The organism is Sorangium sp. So ce693, assembly GCF_051521375.1.
Classification (GTDB): Bacteria; Myxococcota_A; Polyangia; order Polyangiales; family Polyangiaceae; genus Sorangium; species Sorangium atrum.
Genome location: NZ_CP150347.1, coordinates 12,770,310 through 12,793,477, shown reverse-complemented (window position 1 = coordinate 12,793,477; position 23,168 = coordinate 12,770,310). Strand labels below are relative to the sequence as shown.

Here is a 23,168-nt window from a genome sequence, read left to right as displayed (position 1 = left end):
TCATGACAATCTCACCGCATGAACCCGACAGGCTCATGCCTGCGGGCCGGAAGCCTGGCCGTCGCGTCCGCCGTACGCCGGTCCCCGGCGCCGCGGCGCGCAGAGAGGCTCCGGGGCGTCCATCGCAGCGCGAAGCCAACCGAAACCAAGCATCCGCCCTCCGCCTTCAGCGGCTGAGCGCCGTCCGGCCGAGTCGATAGCTGCGGTGGCTGAGGCCCGGCTCGCCGAAAAAGAATACATTACCCAAAGAATCACCCCATACCGCCTGCGGGAACCCAAGTTCTTCGGAACGCATGGGCAGCCAAGAACCACCGTCGAAGTGCAGCACGGCGCCGTCGACGGCGAAGACATCGTTGGGCCCGCTGCCCCACAGGCCGGTAAACGCAACATTGCGCACCGATGTCGTCGCCGTCCAAGCGCTGCCGTCGAAGTGCAGGATGGCGCCCCGTTCTCCGACGACGAAGACGTCGCTCGGTCCGCTCCCCCACACGCGGAAGAGGGCCACATCGACCGGCGACACCATCGTCGTCCAGGAGCGGCCGTCGAAATGCAGCACGGCGCCAAAATCCCCGACGGCGAACACATCGCTCGGCCCGCTCCCCCATACGCCGTAGAGCGCATGATCGATGCCCTCTACAGACATTGGTGTCCAGGAGCGACCGTCATAGTGCAGCACCGTTGACGACGCCCCGACGGCGAAGACGTCGCTCGCTCCGCTTCCCCACACGCCGTTGAGATGCACATCGACCGGCGATGCCATCGCCGTCCACGCGCTGCCGTCGAAATGCAGCACGGTGCCCCGCTCTCCGACGGCGAAGACGTCGCTCGCTCCGCTCCCCCACACGCCGTTGAGATGCACATCGACCGGCGATGCCATCGCCGTCCATGCGCTGCCATCGAGATGCAGCACGGTGCCATAATCCCCGACGGCGAAGACGTCGCTCGCTCCGCTTCCCCATAGATCCAAGATGGCAATCGTCTCGTCATCGGTCGCGAAAGGCAGCTCTGTCAGGGTGATGCCATCGAAATGCAGCACGCCGCCGATGGCGGCGGCGAAGACGTCGCTCGGACCGCTGCCCCACACACCGGTCAAATACTGCCCGATCGAATAAGTCACCTCCGTCCACGCACGGCCGTCGAAGCGCGCCAGGGTCGAGCCTCCGACGGCGAAGACGTCGCTCGCGCTGCTGCCCCACACGCTGCCAAGAACCAATTTGGACGTCGAAGGCATGAGCGCCCATGAATTTCCGTCAAAATGCAGCACGCCCCCATCTCCGACGGCGAAGACGTCGCTCGCGCTGCTGCCCCACACGTCGCGCAGCGGCTCATCGCTCGGCGAGAGCATCTGCGTCCAGGAATTTCCGTCAAAATGCAGCACGGTGCCCGCACTCCCGACGGCGAAGACGTCGCTCGGACCGACGCCCCACACGCCGAACAGCATCACACTGACTGGCGAAGGCATCTTCGTCCAGGAGCGGCCGTCGAAGCGGGCCAAGGTGCCCCGATCGCCGACGGCGAAGACGTCATTCGGGCCGCTGCCCCACACTTCGTTAAGACCCCCCTCGTAGGGCCAGGGCATCTGAGTCCATGAGTCTCCGTCATAGTGCACCACGAGGCCGGTGGCTCCGGCGGCGCTGCCCTCGATTCCGACGGCGAAGACGTCGTTCGGACCGCTGCCCCACACGCCGCGCATTTCTGCGCTCGCAACGACCGGTAACGAGATCAATGTCCAGACGGTGCCGTCGTAATGAACCACGGTGCCCCCGTCCCCTACGGCGTAGACGTCGCGCGCTCCGCTTCCCCACACGTCCGAGAGGTACGCCGTTGTCGGCGCATTCATTACGCGCCAATTGAAGTCGCCGCAGCCCACGACGTCCAGCGAGTCGCAGGCGCGCGAGCAGACAGGGCGGCCGAAATCGTAACGGAGATCCACGCAGGAGGCGGCCAAAGGAGCGGCGGGGTCACACGTCTCCTCCTCCGCGACCTCGCCGTCGCCGCAATGAAGCCGGCAGTCCAGGCGGCACACCCCGCCCGCCGACGCGTTCTGGCGATCGCTGCACACCGGCTCCCGGGGCGCGACGGCATCGGCGCCGCAGTCACACGCCTCGCCTGGGTCGCGGATCGCGTTGCCGCACACCTCCCGCTGGCAGGTCGCGCCGCACCCGTCGCCCGCCGCGACCTCGCCCTCGTCGCACTCCTCGCCGGGATCGACGATCCCGTTGCCGCACTCCTCCCGCCGGCAGGTCGCGCCGCACCCGTCGCCCGCCGCGACGTCGCCCTCGTCGCACTCCTCGCCGGGATCGACGATCCCGTTGCCGCAGACGTTCAGCGGCGTATCGGGCGGCACGCACCGCGGCGCTCCATCCCTCGAATCGACGCACTGGTAAGCCGCCAGGCAGTAGCCGTCCCCGCAGGGAATGGACATGTCGCTCGCGCACGCGGCCGCGACGAGGAGGAGGCTCGACATCAAGAACACATGTTGATTCATGACGAGGAACTCTCCTGTCGCCATTGACAGCAACCCATTTGCCATGGATGCCCGCCTGGAAGCTAGCCCCCCATCGGCGCGTCCCGCGCGCCCTCATGTCGTATGGCTAGCACACGGGCCAGGCGCAGGGCGTCCTGAGCGCGCCCCTCGCCGTGGAGCGGCGGCGCTGAGCTCCGTCTACCGCGGCGGGTGCCCCCTGCACAGGACATACGAGCCGCGTTACACTCCGCGGCGATCGTGGCGCCCCTTGCACCGAACACGACCCTGGACGACGCGCCCGGCCCCCCGTCGGAGCACCGCGGCCTCCGGAAGCCAAGGCCCGGGCTGCTCCTGATCTTCTCGGTGGACGGCCCCCGCTGCGATGTGCTCCCGCTGGAGGACGGCGAGATCGAGCTCGGGCGATGCGAGGTAGCGGGCGTGCTCCTGGACGACCAGCGGATGTCGCGCAAGCACGCGCGCGTGCGCTGGATCGAGGGCAAGTGGCAGGTCGAGGATCTCGACAGCCGGAACGGCACCTGGCTCGATGGCGTCCCGCTGATCGGCACGCGCGCCGGCGCCGAGCTCCGGATCCTGCGCACAGGCTGGTCGGTGTTCTTGCTCCAGGCGGATGTGGAGCCGTTCCGCGCGGGGATCTCGTGCGCCGAGGGCACGATCCTCGGCCCGACCCTCGCCCGCACGTGGGATGCGATCGGTCGGGCGGCGAGCCTCGGGACGACGCTGCACATCACCGGCGAGAGCGGGACGGGTAAGGAGCACGCGGCGCGGGCCTTCCACGCCCTCGGCCCGCGGCGCGGTGGGCCCCTCGTCGCCGTGAACTGCGCCGCCATCCCCGAGGGGTTGGCCGAGCGGCTGCTCTTCGGCGCGCGCAAAGGGGCGTACTCGGGCGCCGCGGCGGACGCCGAGGGCTACGTGCAGGCAGCGCACGGCGGGGTGCTCTTTCTCGACGAGGTAGCCGAGCTCGACCTCGCAGTGCAGGCGAAGCTCCTGCGGGCGCTGGAGGCGAAGGAGGTGATCCCCCTCGGGTCCTCGCGGCCGGTGAGCGTGGATTTCGCGCTGGTCTCGGCGACCCACAAGGATTTGCGAGCCCAGATGGCCGCGGGGAAGCTGCGCGACGATCTCTTCTTCCGCATCGCGCGGCCTTCGGTCCTCATGCCGCGGCTGAGCGAGCGATCGGAGGACATCCCGTGGCTCGTCGATGCGGCCCTGCGACATGCGATGTCGGCCGGCGCGCACGCCGAGACGACCGCGCCCGCTCGGGCGCATGCGTCGCTGATCGAGGCGTGCCTCCTGCGGGCGTGGCCAGGAAACATTCGAGAGCTCACCGCAGAGATCCGGGCAGCAGCGCAGGAGGCGCACCTTGCGGGCAGCTCGATAGTCCACGAGCGGCACCTCTCGCCGTCGGCGGGGCGGCTGACCGTCCCTGAGCCACCGGCGGGCATGTCCGGCCGGGCCCTGGGCGAGGCCGTGAAGGACGCCGCGCGGGCGCAGCGGCCGGCGGCGGAGGAGGGGCGCTCGCGGCGGGCAGCGGCGTGGCCCGCCGCAGCGGAGATCGAGGCGGTGCTGCGCCGTGAAAACGGCAACGTGGCGCGCGCGGCCCGGGCGCTCGGCATGCACCGGACCCAGCTCCGCCGCTGGCTCGCGCAACGCGCGGCGGGCGGGGACGCAGAAGGGTGACGCTGCGGGCCCGCGCGCGGCGCTCGCTCGGCCAATCGGCAGAGCCGCCTTGGGTCACCCACAAGTTCTACGGAGAGCGTCCAGCAGACGTTCGTCCCGCCCACGGCGATCCGCCATGGAGAGCTCGGGGAGTGCGCTCCCTCAGGCTGGCTGTGGCGTGAAGGCGGCCGTCCACGGATTGAAACACCACCCGTCGGCCGAAGCGGCAACCTTGTGCAGGTTCGAGGTCCCACCGGTCGGGCGAGGGGAGCAACCTTGTACAAACTGAAGAAGATCGGGGTCGGACGAGGGGGCAACCGCTACCAGGGCCTGGGGATATGGTCGGCCATCGCCGCCGACGTCTCCCGCGCGGCGCGGACCGCCGCGAGCCAGTGAACCTGGGCCGGATCGCTCTCCCACGGCGGCACCTCGCGCCAGCGCGCGTCCCAGTACTCGCGCGCGGCCGCCTCGGCCGTCGCCAGCTCGCTCTCGTCCTCGGGCGCGTCCTCGACGCGATCTGCAACGAATCGCCACGGTTCCGAGTCGCGGTCGCTCCGCTTCGCCCAAGGGGGCGCAGGCTCCCCGTCGGGGAGTCCGTCGCTGCTCCGGAGATAGGCCTCGTAGGCGCTCTGCGCCACCACGTCGCGCCGGTGGACGATGACCCAGTGCGCGCACGACTCGCGGTACGCCGCGGCCCACCCGCGATCCTCCTCGGGCACATCATCGCGCCAGGCGCTCGCGTGGAGCTCGCGCAGCGCTCGCTGGCTCGCCTCCACGTCCTCGCGACTCGCGCCACTCGCGCGCCATGCGGCCACGAGGGCTAGCTCGCGAGCTGCGCTCGGTCCCGGCAAGTTCGCCTCCGCCTGCTGGCGGTACCAGTGATAGGGAGGATCCACCATCCGGGGGATGTTCCTCTTCGTGGAGAAGGGTCTCTCGCTTCGTCCCAGCCGGAAGCCCCGCTGGAAGGCGCGGAGCGCCTCGGGGCCGTGGCCCTGGGCCACATCGTCAGCCGTCAGCAGCTTCCAGAGATAGGTCCTGTCCAGGCGCGCGAGCGCCTCGGCCTGCGTGATCGGCTTTCGCTCGAGAGCCCCATAACCGGCAACGAACGCCCGCTTCACGGCGGCGATCAGCATCGGCCACGGCGGGGCGGCTCTGCCGTCGACCCAGTGGTTGAACTCTCTCCGGTACGCCTCGGCCCACGCGCGTTCCTCCTCCTCTGCCAGATCGTCTCGCCATGCCGTGCCGCACACCTCGCCCAGGTTCTGGAGGTAGGACTTCCATTTTCGCGGATCCTTGGTCATGAACATGATCGACCCATTGCCCGCCTCGCGCACGACGAGATAACGCTTCACGGTTGATCCCCGCCAGGAGGGTCCGTGGGCTCTCCGCCCGTGGGGAACGAGTCGGACGGTCTGGGAGGGCATCCCCAGCCCTCCCCTGCACCGAGCGGGCAGAGGAGCGGCGCGAACCGAGGAATAGCCCACCCTGGAGGCGGCCCCGGAAGGGTGATCATGGCTTGGATGATATCATCCGACTCGATCGCATCGATATCGACCATCTTCGGATCCACCTTCTCGGGGTCGTATCGAAAATCCCACACATATTTGCACTCGATGTCGGTAAACTCGGGCAACAGAGCCTTGATTTCTCCCTGCGCGGAAGGCACGACGTAGCGCGCAAACTCCTCAGCGCAAAAGACGTACGACGACAAGTCGGGCTTTTCCTTAAGACACTTAATCATATCACGAACAGTCATAAATTGATGCGGGCGGTCGTACCAACCGCTCCATAGCCCGCCCTCGTTGTCGCGGCAGATTACCTTGCCCACCTGGTCGTTCTTGTCCCTTGTCTCCAACCATTCCTTCGCCAGCTCGTGCATGGTCCAGCGCTTCATCTCCATCAGATTGTCGTGCGGCATCGCCGCAATCTGACGTTTCAGCTCCGCGCGATCTTCTGGGTCCATGATCGAGCAGCCGACGACGAGCGGAACGAGCGCGGCGATGCGCAGACGTCTCATACCCCTCCCTCCTGAGCGTGACGCACGCTACACCGCGCCGCATCGCCGGACAAGACGCCCCGCGGGCCGTACAGCGCGAACGGCAAGACTCCCCTTGTGAGCACGGCGCCCGCAACGTCGACCCTCGTGGTCCCCTCACATGCGGCGACGACGGCAATCACCAGGCTCAACGGCGAGCCGTGGCCCAACGCCACCCGCGACTGCTTGCCACAGGGACGAAATCGAAAGCCGAGCGTTCACCTATAGAGCAGACGTCCCGTGCCGTGCGCTGCGAAAGCTATCGCCCAAGAACCTCGTCATAGAGGTCCTCGTACGCGCGCGCCATGCGGTCGAGCCCGAACCGCTCCATCACCCGCGCCCGCCCGCGCAATCCCATCTCCGCGCGATCATCCCGCACTGCCACCGCCTCGAGCGCGCCGGCGAGGGTCTCCGGCGCTCCAGGCAGCACCAGCATCCCTGTCTCGCCGTCCACCACGATCTCCGGATTGCCCCCCACCCGCGTCGCGACGATAGGCAACCCCGCCGCCGCCGCCTCGATGAGCGTCAGCGAGATCCCCTCCGTCAATGACGCGAGCGCGAACACATCGAACGCCGGCAAGAGCTCCGCCACGTCCCCGCGCGTCCCCGTGAACGTCACCGCCCCGCCGAGCCCGAGCCGCGCCGACTGCACCTCGAGCGCAGGCCGCCGCGGGCCATCGCCGATCAGCGTCAGATGCGCGTCGGGCCGCGCCGCGCGGAGCCGCGCGAAGGCGTCGAGCAGCGTCGCGTGATCCTTCTCCGGTGACAGCCGCGCGACACACCCCACGTGGTAGCCCGACGCCGGCACCCCGAGCCGCGCCCGCGCCGCGCCCGCGTCGCCCGGCCGGAACACGTCCGTGTCCACGCCGTTCAAGATCGTCACGACCTTGGCCGGATCGACGTGCTCCACCTCGAGCGCGACAGCGCGCGCGTCGTCGCTCACCGCCACAACCCGGTCCGTGAGCGCCGCGGCCAGCCGGTTGACCAGCACCTTTCGCTTCTGCTTCGGGTAGTTGCGCCCGTGCTTCGTGTGGATGACGCGCGGCCCGCCGCCGCCGGGGAGCGCCGCCGCCCGCGCCAGGGCCGCCGCGAGCGCGCCATAGAGGTGCGGCCCCGGGTTGTGCGTGTGCACGAGCCCGATCCCCTCGCGGCGCAGCCACGCCGAGAGCCGCACCGGCAGCCCCGGGTCGAGGCCGGGCTTGCGCGAGAGCACCACGAGCGGCACGCCGAGCCGCGCCAGCTCCTCGGCCAGCGCGCCGGGCTCCTGGAGCGCGCACACCACCGGCGCGAACCGGTCGCGCGCCATCCTGTCGAGCAGCCGGAGCACCACCCGCTCGAGCCCACCCACGTTGAGCGACAGCACGACGTGGGCGACCTTCGCGGGCCGGCCCGGCGCGGCATACGGCGCCGGCCGGACCCCGGGCGCTCCGATCATGCCGCGGCCTCGCGGCCGAACTCGATCGGCACCTCGGTCATGGTGAAGCGGAACTTGCCGCCCGATGTGACCGGGATGTCGCTGACGAGCTGCACCCGGATGTCCGCCCGCTCCCCGAGGAACCGGCGCAGATCGCGCTCGATGGCCTGCGACGTCTCCGGCCCGTACCCCTCGCCAGGGATGATCTTGATCGTGATCGCCCGCGTCTTGTCCTGGTGGACCTGATACCGCTCCACCGTCGGGTTGTCCTTGAAGAAGTAGGGGAAGAACACGGACGAGAGGAGCTGGCCGTCCGTCCCGACGATCATGTCGAGCACCCGCCCCTCGACCGACGCGAGCAGCGGCAGCCCGCGACCGCACGAGCAGGCCTTGTCGGCCGCGACCACCACATCCTCGTTCTTGTAACGGATCAGCGGCATCGACCGGCACACGAGATCGCTCAGGATCACCTCGCCCGGCTCGCCGGGCCGCGCGTGCCGGCCGCCGCGCACCACCTCGAGGAAGACGTTCTCGATGTTGAGGTGCTTGCCCTCGTGGCGCTCACACTCCGCGCCGATCAGCATCATCTCCCTGCACCCATAGCGGTCGTAGACCGGCGCCTGGAACGCCCGCTCGATCACCTCGCGCTGGTGGGGGAAGAGCCGCTCCGCCGTCGCGATGATCCCCCTCGGCGTGGGCAGCCGGTGCCCCGTCTCGAGCGCATAGCGCGCCGTGTAGTAGAGAGGGCTCGTGTACCCCACAACGAGGTTCGGCTGGTAGCGCCGGATCTCGTCCACCACCCCCGCGAGCCGCTCCTCCGCCAGGTTCCACGCGCTGACCGTCTTCTTCCGGATCAGCGCCTCGTGCAGCGTGCGCTTCGCCTTCTTCCAGCGGGGCTCCAGGGTCGGAATCCCCCAGATGTACAGCTCCTTGTCCCCGATCCGGCCGCCAGCCCACGCGTCGGAGCGCAGGGCCGCGGCGCTTCTACACTCGTATGTCGTGTGATCGTAAAAGAAGCGCGCCGGCTCTCCGGTCGATCCGCCCGTACCGCTCCTGAAGAGCTTGCCGCGCCACCCATCAGCGATGAGCTCGCTGCCGTGCGCGCGGAGATCGGCTTTGGTCAACACCGGAAAGCGCGCGAGATCCTCGGGCGCGTGCACGTCCCTGACCCGCACCCCGTATTCGGCGAAGCGGCGCCGGTAGAAGGGCACGCTCTGCTCGGCAAAGCGGAGGGCCGCCAGCATCTTTCTCCAGTTGAGCTCCCTGAGCTCGCGCTCCGGACGCCACTGGGACCGCTCCAGCTCCCCCAGGTAGGCCAGCGTGGCTCTCCCTCGGAGTTTCGTCTCGTAAAACGGAAAGAGCACGTTCCGAAAGAGGGCTGAATACATGGCTGCTGAGGATTCTTTCGAACCTCGGCCACACAGTCAAGCAACCGCGGCCGGGTCGCCGCTTCCCCACGCACGCGCCACCCACGCCCCGCGCACGCCCCACCCACGCCCCACCCACACGTTGCACACGCTCCTCCACCCGCAGCCACGATTGGTTACCGCGGAGATGGCGTGAGTGAACTCCTCATGACAGCGGCTCAGCTCGACGCGCTCACCGGGGCGCGGTGACATACGCGCTGCGCGTCGCCCTCGCCCGCCGGCGCAGCCGGGCGAGCCAGCACACATGAGCTCTTCAGCTCTTCCGTCCGCAGCGCGGCCGCGACTCGCGGCCTCACTGCACGGTGGGCTCCGCTTCTTGCTGCCAGAGCGCCGCCAGCGCGAACGTCTTGGCGTTCTCCGGCACGGCCTGGCAAAAGCTCTGCCGCCGCGCCGGGTCCTGGATCCATTGCGCCCGCGCGACGAGCCGCTGCATCGCCACCGTGATCGCCTCGCGCGCCGCCTCGTGGTGGCCACAGGCGCGGAGCGACTCGGCATACACGAGCCGGATCTGCGCCTCGCCCTCCTCGGTCCCGCCGACCGACACGAGCAGACCGAGCCCGCGCCGGGCCGCCTCGAGCGCCTCCTCTGCCCGGCCCTGCTCGAGCAGCACCCGCGCGCGCACCGAGAGCGCGTGCGCCTGGAGCGTCGGCACGTGCGCCAGCATCGCCACGGCCGCGCCCGCCTCGTTGTCCGCCGCGTCGAGGTCGCCGAGCCGCGTCAGGATCGCCGCGAGGTACGCCCGCGACCGCGCCTCCTGCCGCCGGTTCGCCTGCGCCACGAAGGCGTCGATCGCCTCGGCCGTCGCCGCGCGCGCCGCGCCGAGATCGCCCTGCTGGATCCAGAGCAGGCCCTGGTTCTGCTTGGCGAACGCCGCCACGTTGTAGAGCCCGATCCGCCCCGCCTCCGCGAGCGCGTCGCGCAGCTCGGCCTCGGCGCGGCCGTACACCCCGAGCTGCAGCAGGCAGTGCGCCGCGTTCACGCGGCTCAGGCACGCGTTCCTGAGGTCGCCTGTCTGGAGGTAGGCGGGGATGCTCTGCTCCGTGCACGCGAGCGACGCCGCAGGGTCGCCGTAGCACAGCGCCCGCGACGCCCGGAGCGCGTGGATGCGCGCCGCCACCGCCGCGTCGCGCTCGGCGAGCGGCATCGCCACCCGCGCGAGCTCCTGCACGATCTCCTCCGCCGCGGCGTACTGGCCCCCGTGCAGGAGCGACCCCGCGATGCGCGCCAGCGCGCTCACGGAGGCGCCGGTCGCCTCCCCGACGTCGATCCACGAGCCGCGGTCCCCGCTGCCCGGGCCGGCCCCCCGGAGCTCCTCGACGAGATCCGCGAGCCGGTCGCCCATGCCGAGGCGCACGCGCATCGACGCGGCCTCCCCGGCCGCCGCGTACCAGAGCGCGCTCTTCCGGGGGAAGCCCCGCATCGCCATGACGGCGCACCGCTCGGCCTGGGACGCCTCGCCGAGCCACTTGTGCGCCTCGGCCTGGACGAGGCGCAGCGCCGCGAAGAACTCCCCGTCCACGTCGGCGCTCGCGGCCCCCTGCTCGGCGCGCTGGATCGCGGCGCGGAAGTCGTTCGCCCCGAGCGCCTGCTCCGCCGCGCGCCGGAACCAGACGACCGCGCGCTCGGCGTCGCCGCCGCGCTCGAAATGGTCCGCCAGCAGCGCCGCGTCGCGCTCGCCGGCCGCGTCCAGCCACTCGCCGGCGAGCAGGTGGCCGAGCGCGCGATCCTCGTCCGTGAGCGTCGCGTACGCCGCCTCGCGCACGAGCGCGTGCCGGAACGCGTACTCGTCCTCGCTCCGGAACTTGCCCTCGCCCCGCCGCGCGATGAGCTCGCGATCGACGAGCACCGCGAGCCAGCCGTCCACCTGGGGGGCGCGGCGCTCGCCGCCGAGCAGCGCCATCAGCCCCCCGCGCCAGAACTTCTGGCCGAACACGCTCGCGGCCCGGAGCACCCGGCGCGCCTCGCCGTCGAGCGACTCGAGGCGGGCCTGCACCATCGACAGCACCGTCTCGGGGAGCGCCTCGGTCCGGCCCGAGGCGGCGGCGCGGATGAGCTCTTCCAGGTAGAACGCGTTGCCGCCGGCCCGCTCGCACAGGCGCGCGCAGAGGTCGGGCGTCACGGCGTCGCCGAGCACCTCGCGCACGAGCCGCTCGCTCCCCCGCCGCCCGATCTCGCGCAGCCGGATCTCCTGGACGCCGCGCGAGACCCACACCTTGGGGAAGACGGTCTCGACCTCCGGCCGCGCCAGCGCGAGCACCATGAGCGGCTGGTCGCGGAGCGCGAGGGCCGCGTCGATGAGCTTCACCGTGGGCACGTCGCCCCACTGGAGATCCTCGAGCACGAGGAGCACCGGCTCGGCCCGGCACTCGGCGAGCACGAAGTCCTCGAAGGCGCGGCGGATCTGGTCGCCCATGAGCATCGGGTCGCTCCGCGCGGCGCGCAGCTCCACCCTGCCCTCGTCGGAGAAGCGGATCCGCGCCACCTCGCCGAGGAACTCGGTCACGCGGTCGAGGTCGGCGTCGCTCAGGTACCGGCCCACGCGGGCGCGGAGGCGCTGCTCGCGGACCTCCTGCGGCTCGCCGCCGGAGAGCCCGGCCTCGCGGCGGAGCATCTGGCGCAGCATCCCGAAGGGCGAGCCGGCGCTCATAGGGTCGGCGTGGCCGAGCCAGACCTGCACCCGGTCCTTGCGCTCCTCGACGCGGCGCAAGAACTCGTAGCGCAGCCGGCTCTTGCCGAGCCCCGCGGGCGCCGTGATGAGCACCGCGCGCGCGGTCGGCTCGGAGACGCACTCGTCGAGCACGGCGTCGAGGATGGCGAGCTCGTGGTCGCGCCCCACGAACGGCGTCGTGCGCCCGAGCAGCGTCCGCGCGGCCTCGACGAGGTCGCGCTCGGCGCGGAGCACGAGGCCGGTCGCGTCGCCGCCGACCTCGAAGCGGGCGTCGAGCAGGCCGGCCATCACCTCGTCGAGGCGGATCGACCCGCCTTCGGCGCGGTCGAGCAGCCGCACGGCGCGGTCGATGGTGGGCCCCATCGGGAGCCGGTCGTCGGCGGAGCCGCGGCCGGCGACGAGGGCCATCTGCACGCCGGGCAGGAGGTCCCGCACCTCGATCGCGCACCGCGCCGCGCGGGCGGCCTGGTCCGTGATGAGGCCGCGCCCCTCGAGCGTGATGAGCAGGAGCCCGTCGGCAAGCGTCTGCAAGGCCCCGCCGAAGCGCGACGCCACGCGCTTCACCTCGTCCTCCGGGACGGTGCGCGCGAGGGGCACCGTCATCGGGAGCGTCATCGGCATGGTGGGCCCCTGCCACGAGGGGGCCTCCGGCGCCCCCACGCGCGCGAGCATCAGGCACAGCGTGCGCCGCTCGCCGGTCGTGAGCGCGCTCGCGCGCCGGCTCGCGGGCGCGGGAGGGCTGCTCTTGATCTCGCCGACGCGGAGCAGCTCGAGCGCCACGGCGGCGCCGTTCGCGGGCCGGTCCGCCGGGGGCTTGGCGAGCATGCGCGCGACGGCCATGTCGACGTTCTCGGGGACGTCGGCGCGCAGGTCGCGGAGGCGCGGCGCCTCGTCGAGCACGACGCGGAGGAGGGCGGTGTGGATGTCGTCGCCGATGAACGGCGGGCGCCCGGTGAGGCAGTGGAACAGGACGCAGCCGAGCGCGAACACGTCGGCCTGGGTGCCGACGTCGCGCTCGCCGCGCGCCTGCTCCGGCGCCATGTAGAACGGCGTGCCCATGACGACGCCGGTCATCGTGAGGGGCGCGAGCGACGTGAGGCGGGCGATGCCGAAGTCGAGGAGCTTGACCTGCTCGACCGACTTGTCGACGAGGTACAGGTTGCTCGGCTTGAGGTCGCGGTGGACGACGTTGTTGCGGTGCGCCTCGGCGAGCGCCTCGGCGATCCGGAGGCCGAGCGTGACGCTCTCGGCGATGGTGAGCCCGCGCCGGCGCAGCCGGTCGCCGAGGCTCTCGCCCTCCAGCCACTCGAGCGCGAGCCAGGGCTCGCCGCTCTCGGTGGCGCCCTGCGCGATGTACCGGACGATGCCGGGGTGCCGCAGCTCGGCGAGCACCTGCGCCTCGCGCGCGAAGCGCTCGCCGTGCTCGAGGCCGCGGCCCGACATGACCTTGAGCGCCGCCGTCTCGCCGGTGTGCCGGTCGAGAGCGCGGTAGACGGAGCCCATCCCGCCCGACCCGGCGAGGCGCTCGATCAAGAAGCGGTCGGCGACGATGTCCCCGGGTTTCATCGGGACGGCGAGTATCACACGGAGCCCCATGGGCGAGGCCAGATCCCGGCGACTCCCGGCGACGAACCCGCGGCAGGGCGCCTGCGAGCCGGCTCACTCCCCACGGCCAAGGTGTGATAGGGTGCGCATTATGTCTGCGATAGTCCTGCCCTCCGTCGAGCTGCTTGCGCCGTACGAGACAGGGAAGCCTCTCGACGAGCTCGCGCGCGAGCTCGGCGTGACGGACGCCGTGAAGCTCGCCTCGAACGAGAATCCGCTCGGCCCGAGCCCGCGCGCCCTCGAGGCGGCGCGCCAGGCGCTCGCGAACGTGCACCTCTACCCGGACGGGGCGGCCTACCGGCTGCGCGAGCGGCTCGCGGCGGTCCACGGCGTCACGATGGAGGAGATCGTCCAGGGAAACGGCTCGAACGAGCTCCTCGATCTCATCGTGCACACCTTCGCGACGCCCGGGTCGCACATCGTGTTCGCCGACCCGGCCTTCGTTGTCTACAAGCTCGCCTCGCTCGCCTACGGCGTCCCGTTCACGGCCGTACCGCTGCGCGACCTGCGGCACGACCTCGAGGCCATGACCGCGGCCGTCACGCCGAAGACGCGCCTCCTGTTCATCGCGAACCCGAACAACCCGACGGGCACGCACGTCGGCCGCGCCGCGGTCGAGCGCCTGCTCAGGGAGGTCCCGCCCGAGGTGATCGTGGTCATGGACGAGGCGTACATCGAGTACACGGACGCGCCGGATTTCCCGGACTCCCTGCGCCTCCGCGGGCTCCGTGAGCGGCTGCTCGTGCTCCGCACCTTCTCGAAGATCTACGGCCTTGCGGGCTTCCGCGTCGGCTACGCCGTGGGCCCGGCCCAGCTCATCGACTACATCAACCGGGTGCGCGCCCCGTTCAACGTGAGCGCGCTGGCGCAGGCGGCCGCCGTCGCGGCGCTCGACGACGCCGAGCACATCGAGAAGAGCCGCGCGCTGAACCTCCGCGAGCGCGACCGGCTCACGCGCGAGCTCACGCGGCTCGGGCTGTCGGTGGCGCCGAGCCAGGCGAACTTCGTGCTCGTGGACGTCGGGCGGCCGGCGCGCCCCGTGTACGACGCCCTGCTCCGGAAGGGCGTCATCGTGAGGCCCTTCGGGAACCTGCCGACGAGCCTGCGGGTCACCATCGGCACCGAGCGCGAGAACCAGCGATTCCTCGACAGCCTGTCCGACGTGCTGGCCTGACCCGGCGAGTGGCGCGCTACCAGCGCTTCGCCTCCGGCGGCGCGCAGCGCACTGCAGCGCGCAGCATGCCGCCGAGGCGCAGCGGCACGAGCGTGACGAGCCCGCGCTCCTCCGCAGCGCCGGGGCGCGCCGAGGGGTTCTCGTAGACGTGCAGGAAGTCGCAGCCGCCCGCCGGCTCGGCCGCCGTCTGCCCGACCTCGAAGACGAACGGGCCACCTCGATCGTTCGCCTCCAGGTCGAACGAGGAGGCGAGCCTGGACATGAGCTCGTCCGCGCCCTCCGGCGGGCTCGTGCGCGCGATGTCGACGAAGCGCGAGAACAGCGCATAGCTCGACGGGTGAGCCACCGAGCACAGGCAAAACACGGGTCGACCCGGGTGGGCGAGCATGTACCGGATCAGGCGCAAAAGGACGTGGCGGAGGACGTCATCGTCGCCGGCGTGCTCGCCGAGCGCCCCGGACTCGCCACGGAAGATCGCGATCTGCGGGCCGGAAGGCTCCGGATCCATGATCTGAACCGCGAAGTAGCCGGTGATCTGGCTGTCAGCGCCCCTGTGGACCACGACGGCGCCGTGCTCCGCGCCAGCGTCGATGACGTGGGTGGCGAAGCTCTTCTCCCTCTGCGCGCCCTCGAAGATCACGCGGCGTAAGCCATAGAGCTCGTCGATGAGCTGCTGTCTCTGATCCCAGGACATCTCACGTGGAACAAAAACCTCGACGGAGGTCTGGTCTTTCATCGAATCCTCCATGCCTGCCCATCCCGTCGCCGACCTCGGCCGCGGGACGGCGGTCCGCCGGGCGCCGTCAGCGTCGCAGCGTCGTTCATGCTGTCGGCGCCAGCGGCATCGGCGCCATCACATCTAGCAATGGTGGTGCCACGGTGCGAGGAGCGGCGATGACGCCGCGGTCCTCCCCTCATCGTCGGCCGTGCGCCACGCACGACGCGCCAGCCCGGCCCAGACGAGCTCCTCGGCGCGGCGGCGCGGCGGCGCGGCGGCGCGGCGGCGCGGCGGCGCGGCGGCGCGGCGGCGCGGCGGCGCGGCGAACCTGACGGTCCATCGCGGCGCGTCCGCTTGTATCGCCGGACCGCACAGCAGGACGGGTGAGGCCGGCGTGCATCAGCTCCGCAGGCATCAGGAACGCTGGAGGACCGCGCGACCGAGCCATCCATGCAACGAGACGCTCGCGGCGCGCCGCCCTCAGCGCCTCGTGACATGCGGCCGCGAGCGCGATTGCCCGCTGGCAAGCGGTGCTTTACGGTCGCGCTCAATGAACCGCATGCGTCGAGCCCGCCTCTCCCGCCTTCCCTTCGTGCTCGCGCTTGCCTGCGGAGCCCTCCTCGCCTGCGCCGCATGCTCCGGCAGCGGCGGCGCGCCGGGCAAGGCGCCGGCCAGAGCGCAGGGCGAGGCGCCCGCGCCCGCGCCGCAGGGCGAGACGCCCATCGCGCCGACCCAGGCCTCGCCCGGGCCCGCAGCGCCCTCGATCGACTTCCTGGGCAAGCGGCCGGCCACCTCGCTGCTCTCGGGTCGCCTCGCGGTGCGGCTGCCCGAGGGGGCGCGGATCGAGGCGCGCGCGCGCTCGGTCATGGCCGCGGCGGAGCCGGACGAGGACGAGACCCGCGTGGTGCTCGACGCCGGCGACGAGCGCTTCGTGATCATGGCCTACGAGCTCTTCGCGCTCGGCGGAAAGGATCCTGAGGGCGGCGTGCGCGCCGCGGCGGCCACGGACTTCCCCGGGGGCGGCGCCACGGTGGAGCCGCTCGGCGTGTCCGACGAGCAACTCAAGGCCTGGGCCGTGTTCCCCAAGAGCGCGGATCGCGGCAGCGTCGCCATCCCGGTGCTCGTCCTGTACGTCCTGCACCCGGACGGCTTCGCGCAGATGCTCGCCTTCTACGTCAATCCGCCAGCCGCGAAGGACGCGGCGGGCTGCAGCGCGCTCGCGGCCGGCGCGGGCGCGCTGCCGGCGGCGCCCGGCGAGCTGCCCCGATGCACGGCCTTCGCGCGCGCGATCGCCGCCACCGTGAGCGCGGGGCCGCGGCGCCTCGACGCGAGCGGAGGAGAGCGCACCCTCAAGGGACAGGGCAGCGAGGACAGCTTCCTCGTGAAGGTCCCGGCAGGCGCGAGCACCACCGCGCAGCGCGGCCCGGACTTCACGGTGCACCGCCTGCGATTGCCCGTGGAGCTCGGCGCGCCGCAGTCCGCGATAGGCATCTATGTCGGTGGTCACCCGTCGTTCCAGTACAACCAGAACGAGGCGAAGGTGACCCCCACGCCCAGGCCAGGCAAGGTGTTCGGAAAGGCGATGAGCTGGCAAGTCTGGCCCATGAGCCCCACGCGCGTCATGGCGGAGGCGATCCTGCCGCACCCGAAGATCAAGGGCCTGACGGTTCACCTCTTCGCCGGCGCCGCGGACGACAAGGCGCTCGCGCCGCTGCTCGACATCGCCGCCTCGCTGCGGGTGCCCTGACGGCCCGGGGCGCCGCCGAGGCGCGGACCTGGCGTGAATCGGATGGGCAGGCGGGTCGGGCCGTGCACGTGGATCGCTCGGCGCGGCTCCCACGGCGCGTCGCTCAGGAGCTCGAGGCCACCGAGCCGCGCGACCAGATCGGAGAGCGCGACCTTCGCCTCGAGGCGCGAGAGCGGCGCCCCGATGCAGAAGTGGATGCCGTGCCCGAACGCGATGTGCGGGTTGGGATCCCGCCCGATATCGAAGCGGCCAGGGTCGCGGAATGGCTCCGGATCTCGGTTCGCGGCGCCGATCATCGCCAGCACCGCCTTGCCGGCCGGGATGACCTTTCCGTGCACCGGGACATCGCGCCTCGTCACGCGGAACATCGCCTGGACCGGCGAGCGGTAGCGCAGGACCTCCTCGATCGCGGAGGGCAGTAGATCGGGCGCGGCCCGGAGGCGGGCGAGCTCGTCCGGGTTCTCGAGGAAACACAGCATCGCATTGCCGATCAGGTTCGTTGTCGTCTCGTGGCCTGCCACGAGGAGGAGCTGGAAGAAGCCCAGGATCTCGTCCTCGTTCAACCGCTCTCCGTCCACCTCGGCCTCGACGAGCCTGGTCAGGAGATCATCCTCCGGCGCCGCCCGCCGTTGCTCGATGAGGCCTCTCAGGTAGGCCTGCATCTCGGCCGTCACCGCGGTGAACTCGACGAGCGCCCGGGCCGCCTCCTCGCTGCCGGAGACCGTATAGCTGAGGTCCAGGATCGCGTCGCTCCAGCGCTTGAACCGCGGCTGGTCGGCAATCGGGGCGCCGAGCATCTCGGCGATCACCAGGAGGGGAAGCGGGACCGTGTAGTCCTCGGCGAGGTCCATCTGGCCGCTCTCGATCGTCCGGTCCAGGAGCTCGCGCGACAGCCGGCGGATGCGCGGCTCGAGCCCCGCGACCGCGCGCGGGGTGAAGGCCCGCATGACGATCGCGCGCAGCTTGGTGTGGCGCGGAGGGTCCGAGAAGATGAGCCACTCGGCGGTCCTGGTGCCCGGCGGCGACACGACCGAGCTGAACGCCTCGTGATCGTGGAGCGCCCGCTTCACGCCCTCGTAATCGAAGATCATCCACGCGTCGGACGGCGGGTAGTGGAGCACGGGAGAGCGGCTCCGGAGCTGGTCGTACACGGGGTAAGGGTTGCGGCGCATCTCTTCCGAGAACAGGTTCATCGCTCACGACCTCCAGCGGAGGCCAGGGTAGGATCAGGGGTCGTGGGCCGCTTGAACGAATCCCGGATCGGCGCCGTGATCGCGGACGCCTTCGCGGTGCGCGCCTCGACGGCGATGAGGTCGACGCTCCACGCCGAGCACGGCGCGGCGATCCTGGTGGGGATCGAGCGCGAGGTGACCGTGACCGAGCCGGGCGGCGCGGTCGTGCGCGGGCGCGCCGTCGTGGTGCCCCCCGACCTGTGGCACGCCGCCACGAGCCCCGGACCGACGCTCGGGTTCCTGTACGACCCGCAGGAGGTGCCGCACGTGGCGGGTCATGCGCGCCTGCGCGGCGGCCCCTGTCCGCTCGAAGGCCGGCTCCTATCGCGCCTCGACGGGGCCGTGGCGGCGCACCGAGCGTCCCTGTCGCGCCCCGACGTGCTCGACGGCCTCGCGCGCGAGGTCGCGTCCTGGTTCGCGAGGGAGTCGCCGCGCCGCGCCCTGGATGGGCGGGTCGCCCGCGTCCTGGAGGCGCTGCGCGAGCCGGCCGCGGACCGGCGCCTCGCGGTCTCGCGCGCCGGCATCTCCGAGGCGCACCTGCAGGCGCTGTTCGTGCGCGACGTGGGGCTGCCCATCCGCACCTTCCAGCTCTGGCGCCGGCTGCTCTTCGCGCTCGGGGCGTTCGCGCGCCTCGACGCCACGGGCGCCGCCCACGCCGCGGGCTTCGCCGACCTCGCGCACTTCTCGCGGACCTGCCGCCGCATGCTCGGCTACTCCCCGAGCGAGCTGCGCAGCGGGCTGATGGAATAGCCCTCACCGCGCTTCACCGGCGAGCTACCGCCGGCGGCCGCCGCGATTGACGTGGAGCTGCCCAGCCGGCAGCGTGTCGGCCTCTCGAGGAGATGACTCATGACGATGGATATCGCCGCGCTGCGCCGCGACACCCCGGCCTGCGCCGGCGTCCTGCACTTCAACAACGCCGGTTCCTCGCTGCCTCCCGCCGTGGTCGTCGACACGGTGGTCGAGCACCTGCGCCGCGAGGCGACCGTCGGCGGCTACGAGGCCGAGGAGGAGGCGGGCGCGCGGCTAGAGGCGGTCTACGGCTCGATCGCCCGGCTGATCGGCGCAGCGCCCGACGAGATCGCGCTTGTCGAGAACGCCACGCGCGCCTGGGACATGGCGTTCTACTCCCTCCGCTTCGGCCCGGGGGATCGCATCCTGACCGCGCGGACCGAGTACGCCTCGAACTACATCGCGTTCCTGCAGGTCGCGCGGCGCACCGGCGCGGAGATCGTCCCGATCCCGAGCGACGAGCGCGGCGCGGTGTCGCTGCCCGCGCTCGATCGCCTGATCGACGAGCGGGTCAAGCTGATCGCCATCACCCACGTCCCCACGAACGGCGGGCTGATCAACCCGGCGGAGGAGATAGGCCGCCGCGCCCGGTCGGCGGGCGTGCCCTTCCTGCTCGATGCGTGCCAGTCGGTGGGGCAGCTGCCGCTCGACGTCGAGGCGATCGGCTGCGATCTCCTGTCGGCGACGGGGCGCAAGTACCTGCGCGGGCCGCGCGGCACCGGCTTTCTCTATGTCCGGCGCGCGCTGCTCGACCGGCTGGAGCCGCCGTTCCTCGATCTCCACGCGGCCCGCTGGACGGCGCCGGACCGCTACGAGCTGCGGCCCGACGCCCGGCGGTTCGAGAACTGGGAGAGCTACATCGCCGGCCGGCTCGGGCTCGGCGCGGCCGCGGAGTATGCGCTCCGGCTGGGTCTGCCGGCGATCCGCGACCGGGTAGGCGCGCTGGCCGAGCGCCTGCGCGCCCGGCTCTCCGAGATCCCTGGGGTCACCGTGCGCGACCTCGGCGAGCGGCGCTGCGGCATCGTGACCTTCACCCGGGCAGGCGAGGACGCCGCGGCCATCAAGGCGCGGCTCGGCGCTCAGGCGATCCACGTCAGCGTGTCGACCGCCGCCGGGACGCTGCTCGACTTCGAGGATCGCGGGATTCCCGATCTGGTGCGCGCCTCGGTCCATTATTACAACGACGAATCCGAGGTCGACCGCTTCGTCGCCGCGCTCACCGAGGCCTAGAACAACGATCACGTTGTTCTAGCGAGAAATGAACCGCCAAGACGCCATAAGACGCCAAGACGCCATAAAATAAAACAAATATCTTGGCGTCTTTTGGCGTCTTGGTGGTTCGAAATTCTGCGCATTTCGGGCAGTTTCAGCCCGTTTGTCGCCACGCTCTAATGGATGTGCAGCGACGGAGGTAGCGCCTCGTTCAGCCGGGCGACGTCGCGCGCCACCTCGCGGCGGCGCGCCTCCTGGTCCGCCTGCGACGGGAACGGGATCGCGGCGAACGCCGCAATCGCGGCCTCGGCCACGCGCGCCGCGCCCTCGGGGCCGAGGAGGCCGCGCTCGAGGGCCGTGAGCGCGGCGCCGATGTACGTATCGAACAGGTGAACGCCCGAGGTCGCGAGCTCCCTCCGCGTGAGATCGGGTGTCGCGACCACGTCGTGGATGAAGACCGCTCTCACCGCCTCCGAGGCGAGCTCGAGCATGCGCTGGCCGAAGTGGATATCGCCCTGCCCGCTGTCGCCGACGAAGACGAAATCGTACTCCGGGTACAGCCGCCGGTACTCGAGGAAGTTCTCGAGCTTCTTCTCCGCGATCGTGCGGTTGCCGATGAGGCGGGTGAACGAGCCCGTGAGCACGTTGGCGGTGAGCTGACCGCGCTCGGCGAGCGCCTTGATCGTCGCGTCCTCGACGAGGCCGAGGCGATCGCCGGGGCGGGCGGTGACGAACGTCAGATCGCCGGCCCGCCCGGGCGTGGGGCCAGGGCCGCGGTCGAGCTCCGCATAGAACTGCAGGACGCCGGGATAGACGGTCTTCTTCGGGTACCGGGCGTCCTTCCAGTTCGCATAGAACGTGTCGTCGATATCGGAGAGGATCTTCACCTCGCGCACCGACACGGAACCTGAAGCAGAGAGAGCGTCAGACGCCGAGACCGCCTCCCGCGCGACGTGCGCGAGGAGCTCCTCGCGCAGCGCATCATCGTCGATATCGTGGTAGAAGAGCTGGTGAAGGTCGCGGTAGCCACCCCGGCCGTCGAGCGCGTTCTTGAGCCGCGTGACATCCGCGCCGCGCGTGCCGAGCCAGAGGCGGCGCAGCGCCTGCTCGTCGAGGCTGCCCGTGCGGCCGCGCTGCAGCGCCGAGGCGAGCGCCGCGCGCGCCGGGATCCCGAGATCACCGAGGCGCTCGGCGGTCAGGAGCTCGAGCAGCGCCGTGCGGTTGTCGGGGCCGATGAGGCGATCGTCGATGTCTCCGAGCAGGGCGGGCAGATCGAGCTGGAGGAGCAGCTGGTCGAGCTCGATGGCGGTCGATCCCGCGAGGATCTCCAGGATCCGCCGCTCGTCGTCCCGATCGGTGTGGGAGGCCATGCGCCGCCGGATCTCGTCGAGCTTCCACAGCACCGACGGGATGGGCGCGTCGGGAGAGGTGTCGATCGTCATGGGGTCCTGACAACGTAACCGATCCGTCGGGCGCTGGTAGGAGCCCGCCGCCGCTTGACGAAGAACACGGCTGACAGGCGGTCCGAGCTTCTGCTCTTTCAGACGGGTTCAGCCTGCTGACCGCTGGTGTCCCGGGTGGCGGAGGGCGTGCGCGATGCCGCTTTGCAGGGTGCCCAGCGTGGTGATACCGGACAGATCCGCGCCGAGGGTGATCAGCGTCTGCGCCACCTCCGGGCGCACGCCGGTGAGCACCACGCGCGTGCCGAGCAGCTGGGCGGCGCGCGCGGTCCGCGTCAGGGCATCGGCGACGTGCTCGTCGACAGCGCGCACGCCGGTGACGTCCAGGATCGCGGTGTGTGCGCTCTGATTGCTGATCCCGGACAGCAGCGTCTCCATGATCTGCGCTGCGCGCGCGCTGTCGATCGTCCCTACGAGCGGCATCGCCACCACCCGGTCGGCGATCGGGATGAGCGGCGTGGACAGCTCCCGGAGGGCGGCCTGCTGGGCGACGATGATCTTCTCCTGCAGCGCGGCCCGCTCGGCCTCCGCGTGCCTGAGCGAGGTGATGTTGGTGACGACGCCGCCGAGCCCGACCGGCTCGCCGCGTCCGTCGAGGATCGGGAACTTGACGGTGGAGAAATGAATGCTCGTGTCGCCGAGCAGCAGGCTCTCTTCGTACTGCATCGCCTTCCCCCCGGCCATCACGTGGCGCTCTCTCGCCAAGAGGTCCTCGATGGCCTCGGGGGCCAGGGGGCTCAACTCGACTTCATCCTTGCCGATGACCTCGAACACGTGCCGCTGGAGGACCTCGGCGTGAGCTCGGTTGACGAAGACATAGCGCCCTTCGGTGTCCTTGACGAAGATGGAATTGCGCGAGTGGTCCAGCAGCTGAAGGAGCAGCTGGAGCCGCCCGAGCAGCACGTGCTCCCTCCACGGCGGGTCGCTGGCGTCCTCCACGATCGCCGCGATCTCACGCGCGCCGCCGCGGTCGTCGCGCAGCACCGCGTGGGTCCACCGGAAGAGGCGCGCCTGCCCGTCTTTCGTCGTGCCCTCGCTCGTGGCCGAGGCGAACCGGTTCTCCGTCCAGTCGAGCAGGCGCGCACGCACCGCGTCCGGGGACACGGGATCTGCGCCCACGAGCTCGGAGAGCCTGCGCCCGACGGCCTCGCCCTCGCTCCAGCCGAAAACACGCTCGGCGCCATCGTTCCAGCGCGTCACCGTGCCATCGGGGCTCCAGTGGATCAGCGCCGGCGCCGGCGTGAGCAGCCACGCGAGCGCTCCGAAGGCCGCGTGAGCGTCCGCGCCCGCCGCGCCGGCCTGCGCCGCTCCCTCGGCCGCGCCGCCGCTCGACCGCTCCGCCAGCGCGCTCTCCAGCTCCTCGACGCGCGCGTGCAGCGCTGCGATCTCTGCCCTTAGCCGCTCGATCTCCCCCAGCTCCTCATCCGCCATTGGCCGGACGGTATCCACAGCGTGCTCGGGGTTGCAAGATGGACATCCCCGAAGAGTACGCAAGATCCGTAGGCCGGCACACTACGATGCTGCCCCTCACGAAATTCCCTAT

15 protein-coding genes are annotated in these 23,168 nt (G+C 71.2%); 5 read left to right on the top strand and 10 right to left on the bottom strand.

The window, feature by feature from the left end:
* Window positions 1–166: 166 nt before the first annotated feature.
* Window positions 167–2,347 (bottom strand): glucosyltransferase-I, encoded by a 2,181-nt coding sequence (locus WMF14_RS47785; protein WP_437797527.1) that lies wholly within the window; start codon window positions 2,345–2,347, stop codon window positions 167–169.
* A gap of 378 nt (window positions 2,348–2,725) precedes the next feature.
* Between WMF14_RS47785 and WMF14_RS47780 the strand changes: the two genes are divergently transcribed.
* Window positions 2,726–4,162 (top strand): sigma 54-interacting transcriptional regulator, encoded by a 1,437-nt coding sequence (locus WMF14_RS47780; RefSeq protein WP_437797526.1) that lies wholly within the window; start codon window positions 2,726–2,728, stop codon window positions 4,160–4,162.
* A 299-nt stretch (window positions 4,163–4,461) separates the two neighbouring features.
* On the opposite strand, the gene WMF14_RS47775 is transcribed toward WMF14_RS47780, so the two are convergent.
* The 5 genes from WMF14_RS47775 to WMF14_RS47755 all read right to left on the bottom strand — a co-directional run bounded on the left by WMF14_RS47775 (window position 4,462) and on the right by WMF14_RS47755 (window position 13,251).
* Entirely contained in the window at window positions 4,462–5,493 is a 1,032-nt protein-coding gene (locus WMF14_RS47775) for a hypothetical protein (protein WP_437797524.1), read from the bottom strand.
* Window positions 5,490–6,158, bottom strand: a complete 669-nt coding sequence (locus WMF14_RS47770; protein ID WP_437797523.1) for a hypothetical protein — start codon at window positions 6,156–6,158, stop codon at window positions 5,490–5,492. Before WMF14_RS47770 ends, WMF14_RS47775 begins: the two co-directional genes overlap by 4 nt.
* Window positions 6,159–6,435: 277 nt before the next feature.
* Entirely contained in the window at window positions 6,436–7,611 is a 1,176-nt protein-coding gene (locus WMF14_RS47765; RefSeq protein ID WP_437797521.1) for a glycosyltransferase family 4 protein, read from the bottom strand.
* A complete protein-coding gene (locus WMF14_RS47760) occupies window positions 7,608–8,978 on the bottom strand; it encodes a phenylacetate--CoA ligase family protein (protein WP_437797519.1) in 1,371 nt (456 codons plus the stop codon). The genes WMF14_RS47765 and WMF14_RS47760 overlap by 4 nt, the downstream gene beginning before the upstream one ends.
* A gap of 331 nt (window positions 8,979–9,309) precedes the next feature.
* The gene (locus WMF14_RS47755; protein ID WP_437797517.1) at window positions 9,310–13,251 is read right to left on the bottom strand and encodes a protein kinase domain-containing protein; all 3,942 of its coding nucleotides are present in this window, start codon (window positions 13,249–13,251) and stop codon (window positions 9,310–9,312) included.
* Between the two features lie 130 nt (window positions 13,252–13,381).
* Between WMF14_RS47755 and hisC the strand changes: the two genes are divergently transcribed.
* Window positions 13,382–14,464: a histidinol-phosphate transaminase gene (gene hisC, locus WMF14_RS47750; protein ID WP_272096636.1), complete on the top strand. Its 1,083-nt coding sequence runs from the start codon at window positions 13,382–13,384 to the stop codon at window positions 14,462–14,464.
* Between the two features lie 16 nt (window positions 14,465–14,480).
* On the opposite strand, the gene WMF14_RS47745 is transcribed toward hisC, so the two are convergent.
* Window positions 14,481–15,200 carry a hypothetical protein gene (locus WMF14_RS47745; protein WP_437797515.1) on the bottom strand — a complete coding sequence of 240 codons (720 nt, stop codon included), beginning with the start codon at window positions 15,198–15,200 and terminating at the stop codon, window positions 14,481–14,483.
* A 541-nt stretch (window positions 15,201–15,741) separates the two neighbouring features.
* Here WMF14_RS47745 and WMF14_RS47740 point away from each other — a divergent pair.
* Window positions 15,742–16,929: a hypothetical protein gene (locus WMF14_RS47740; protein ID WP_437797514.1), complete on the top strand. Its 1,188-nt coding sequence runs from the start codon at window positions 15,742–15,744 to the stop codon at window positions 16,927–16,929.
* Here WMF14_RS47740 and WMF14_RS47735 read toward each other — a convergent pair.
* Window positions 16,851–18,122, bottom strand: a complete 1,272-nt coding sequence (locus WMF14_RS47735; protein WP_437797512.1) for a cytochrome P450 — start codon at window positions 18,120–18,122, stop codon at window positions 16,851–16,853. The two genes, WMF14_RS47740 and WMF14_RS47735, sit on opposite strands and share 79 nt — an antisense overlap.
* A 42-nt stretch (window positions 18,123–18,164) precedes the next feature.
* Here WMF14_RS47735 and WMF14_RS47730 point away from each other — a divergent pair, with 42 nt between their 5' ends.
* Both WMF14_RS47730 and WMF14_RS47725 read left to right on the top strand, forming a co-directional pair.
* Window positions 18,165–18,911 carry a helix-turn-helix domain-containing protein gene (locus WMF14_RS47730; protein ID WP_437797510.1) on the top strand — a complete coding sequence of 249 codons (747 nt, stop codon included), beginning with the start codon at window positions 18,165–18,167 and terminating at the stop codon, window positions 18,909–18,911.
* Window positions 18,912–19,010: 99 nt separating this feature from the next.
* On the top strand, window positions 19,011–20,183 hold the full coding sequence (locus tag WMF14_RS47725) for an aminotransferase class V-fold PLP-dependent enzyme (protein ID WP_437797508.1): 1,173 nt from the start codon (window positions 19,011–19,013) through the stop codon (window positions 20,181–20,183).
* A 158-nt stretch (window positions 20,184–20,341) separates the two neighbouring features.
* Here the strand turns inward: WMF14_RS47725 and WMF14_RS47720 are convergent, their stop codons facing one another.
* Entirely contained in the window at window positions 20,342–21,607 is a 1,266-nt protein-coding gene (locus tag WMF14_RS47720) for a phosphatase domain-containing protein (RefSeq protein WP_437797506.1), read from the bottom strand.
* A gap of 108 nt (window positions 21,608–21,715) precedes the next feature.
* Window positions 21,716–23,056, bottom strand: coding sequence for a PAS domain-containing protein (locus tag WMF14_RS47715; protein WP_437797504.1), 1,341 nt, complete (start codon window positions 23,054–23,056; stop codon window positions 21,716–21,718).
* Window positions 23,057–23,168: the final 112 nt, after the last annotated feature.

Excerpts from the sequence above, each read along its gene's own strand:
- WMF14_RS47735 (WP_437797512.1), bottom strand. The coding sequence starts at position 18,122 with ATGAACCTGTTCTCGGAAGAGATGCGCCGCAACCCTTACCCCGTGTAC.
- WMF14_RS47740 (WP_437797514.1), top strand. The coding sequence starts at position 15,742 with ATGCGTCGAGCCCGCCTCTCCCGCCTTCCCTTCGTGCTCGCGCTTGCC.
- WMF14_RS47760 (WP_437797519.1), bottom strand. The coding sequence starts at position 8,978 with ATGTATTCAGCCCTCTTTCGGAACGTGCTCTTTCCGTTTTACGAGACG.
- WMF14_RS47720 (WP_437797506.1), bottom strand. The coding sequence starts at position 21,607 with ATGACGATCGACACCTCTCCCGACGCGCCCATCCCGTCGGTGCTGTGG.
- hisC (WP_272096636.1), top strand. The coding sequence starts at position 13,382 with ATGTCTGCGATAGTCCTGCCCTCCGTCGAGCTGCTTGCGCCGTACGAG.
- WMF14_RS47770 (WP_437797523.1), bottom strand. The coding sequence starts at position 6,158 with ATGAGACGTCTGCGCATCGCCGCGCTCGTTCCGCTCGTCGTCGGCTGC.
- WMF14_RS47725 (WP_437797508.1), top strand. The coding sequence starts at position 19,011 with ATGACGATGGATATCGCCGCGCTGCGCCGCGACACCCCGGCCTGCGCC.
- WMF14_RS47745 (WP_437797515.1), bottom strand. The coding sequence starts at position 15,200 with ATGAAAGACCAGACCTCCGTCGAGGTTTTTGTTCCACGTGAGATGTCC.
- WMF14_RS47715 (WP_437797504.1), bottom strand. The coding sequence starts at position 23,056 with ATGGCGGATGAGGAGCTGGGGGAGATCGAGCGGCTAAGGGCAGAGATC.
- WMF14_RS47765 (WP_437797521.1), bottom strand. The coding sequence starts at position 7,611 with ATGATCGGAGCGCCCGGGGTCCGGCCGGCGCCGTATGCCGCGCCGGGC.
- WMF14_RS47755 (WP_437797517.1), bottom strand. The coding sequence starts at position 13,251 with ATGAAACCCGGGGACATCGTCGCCGACCGCTTCTTGATCGAGCGCCTC.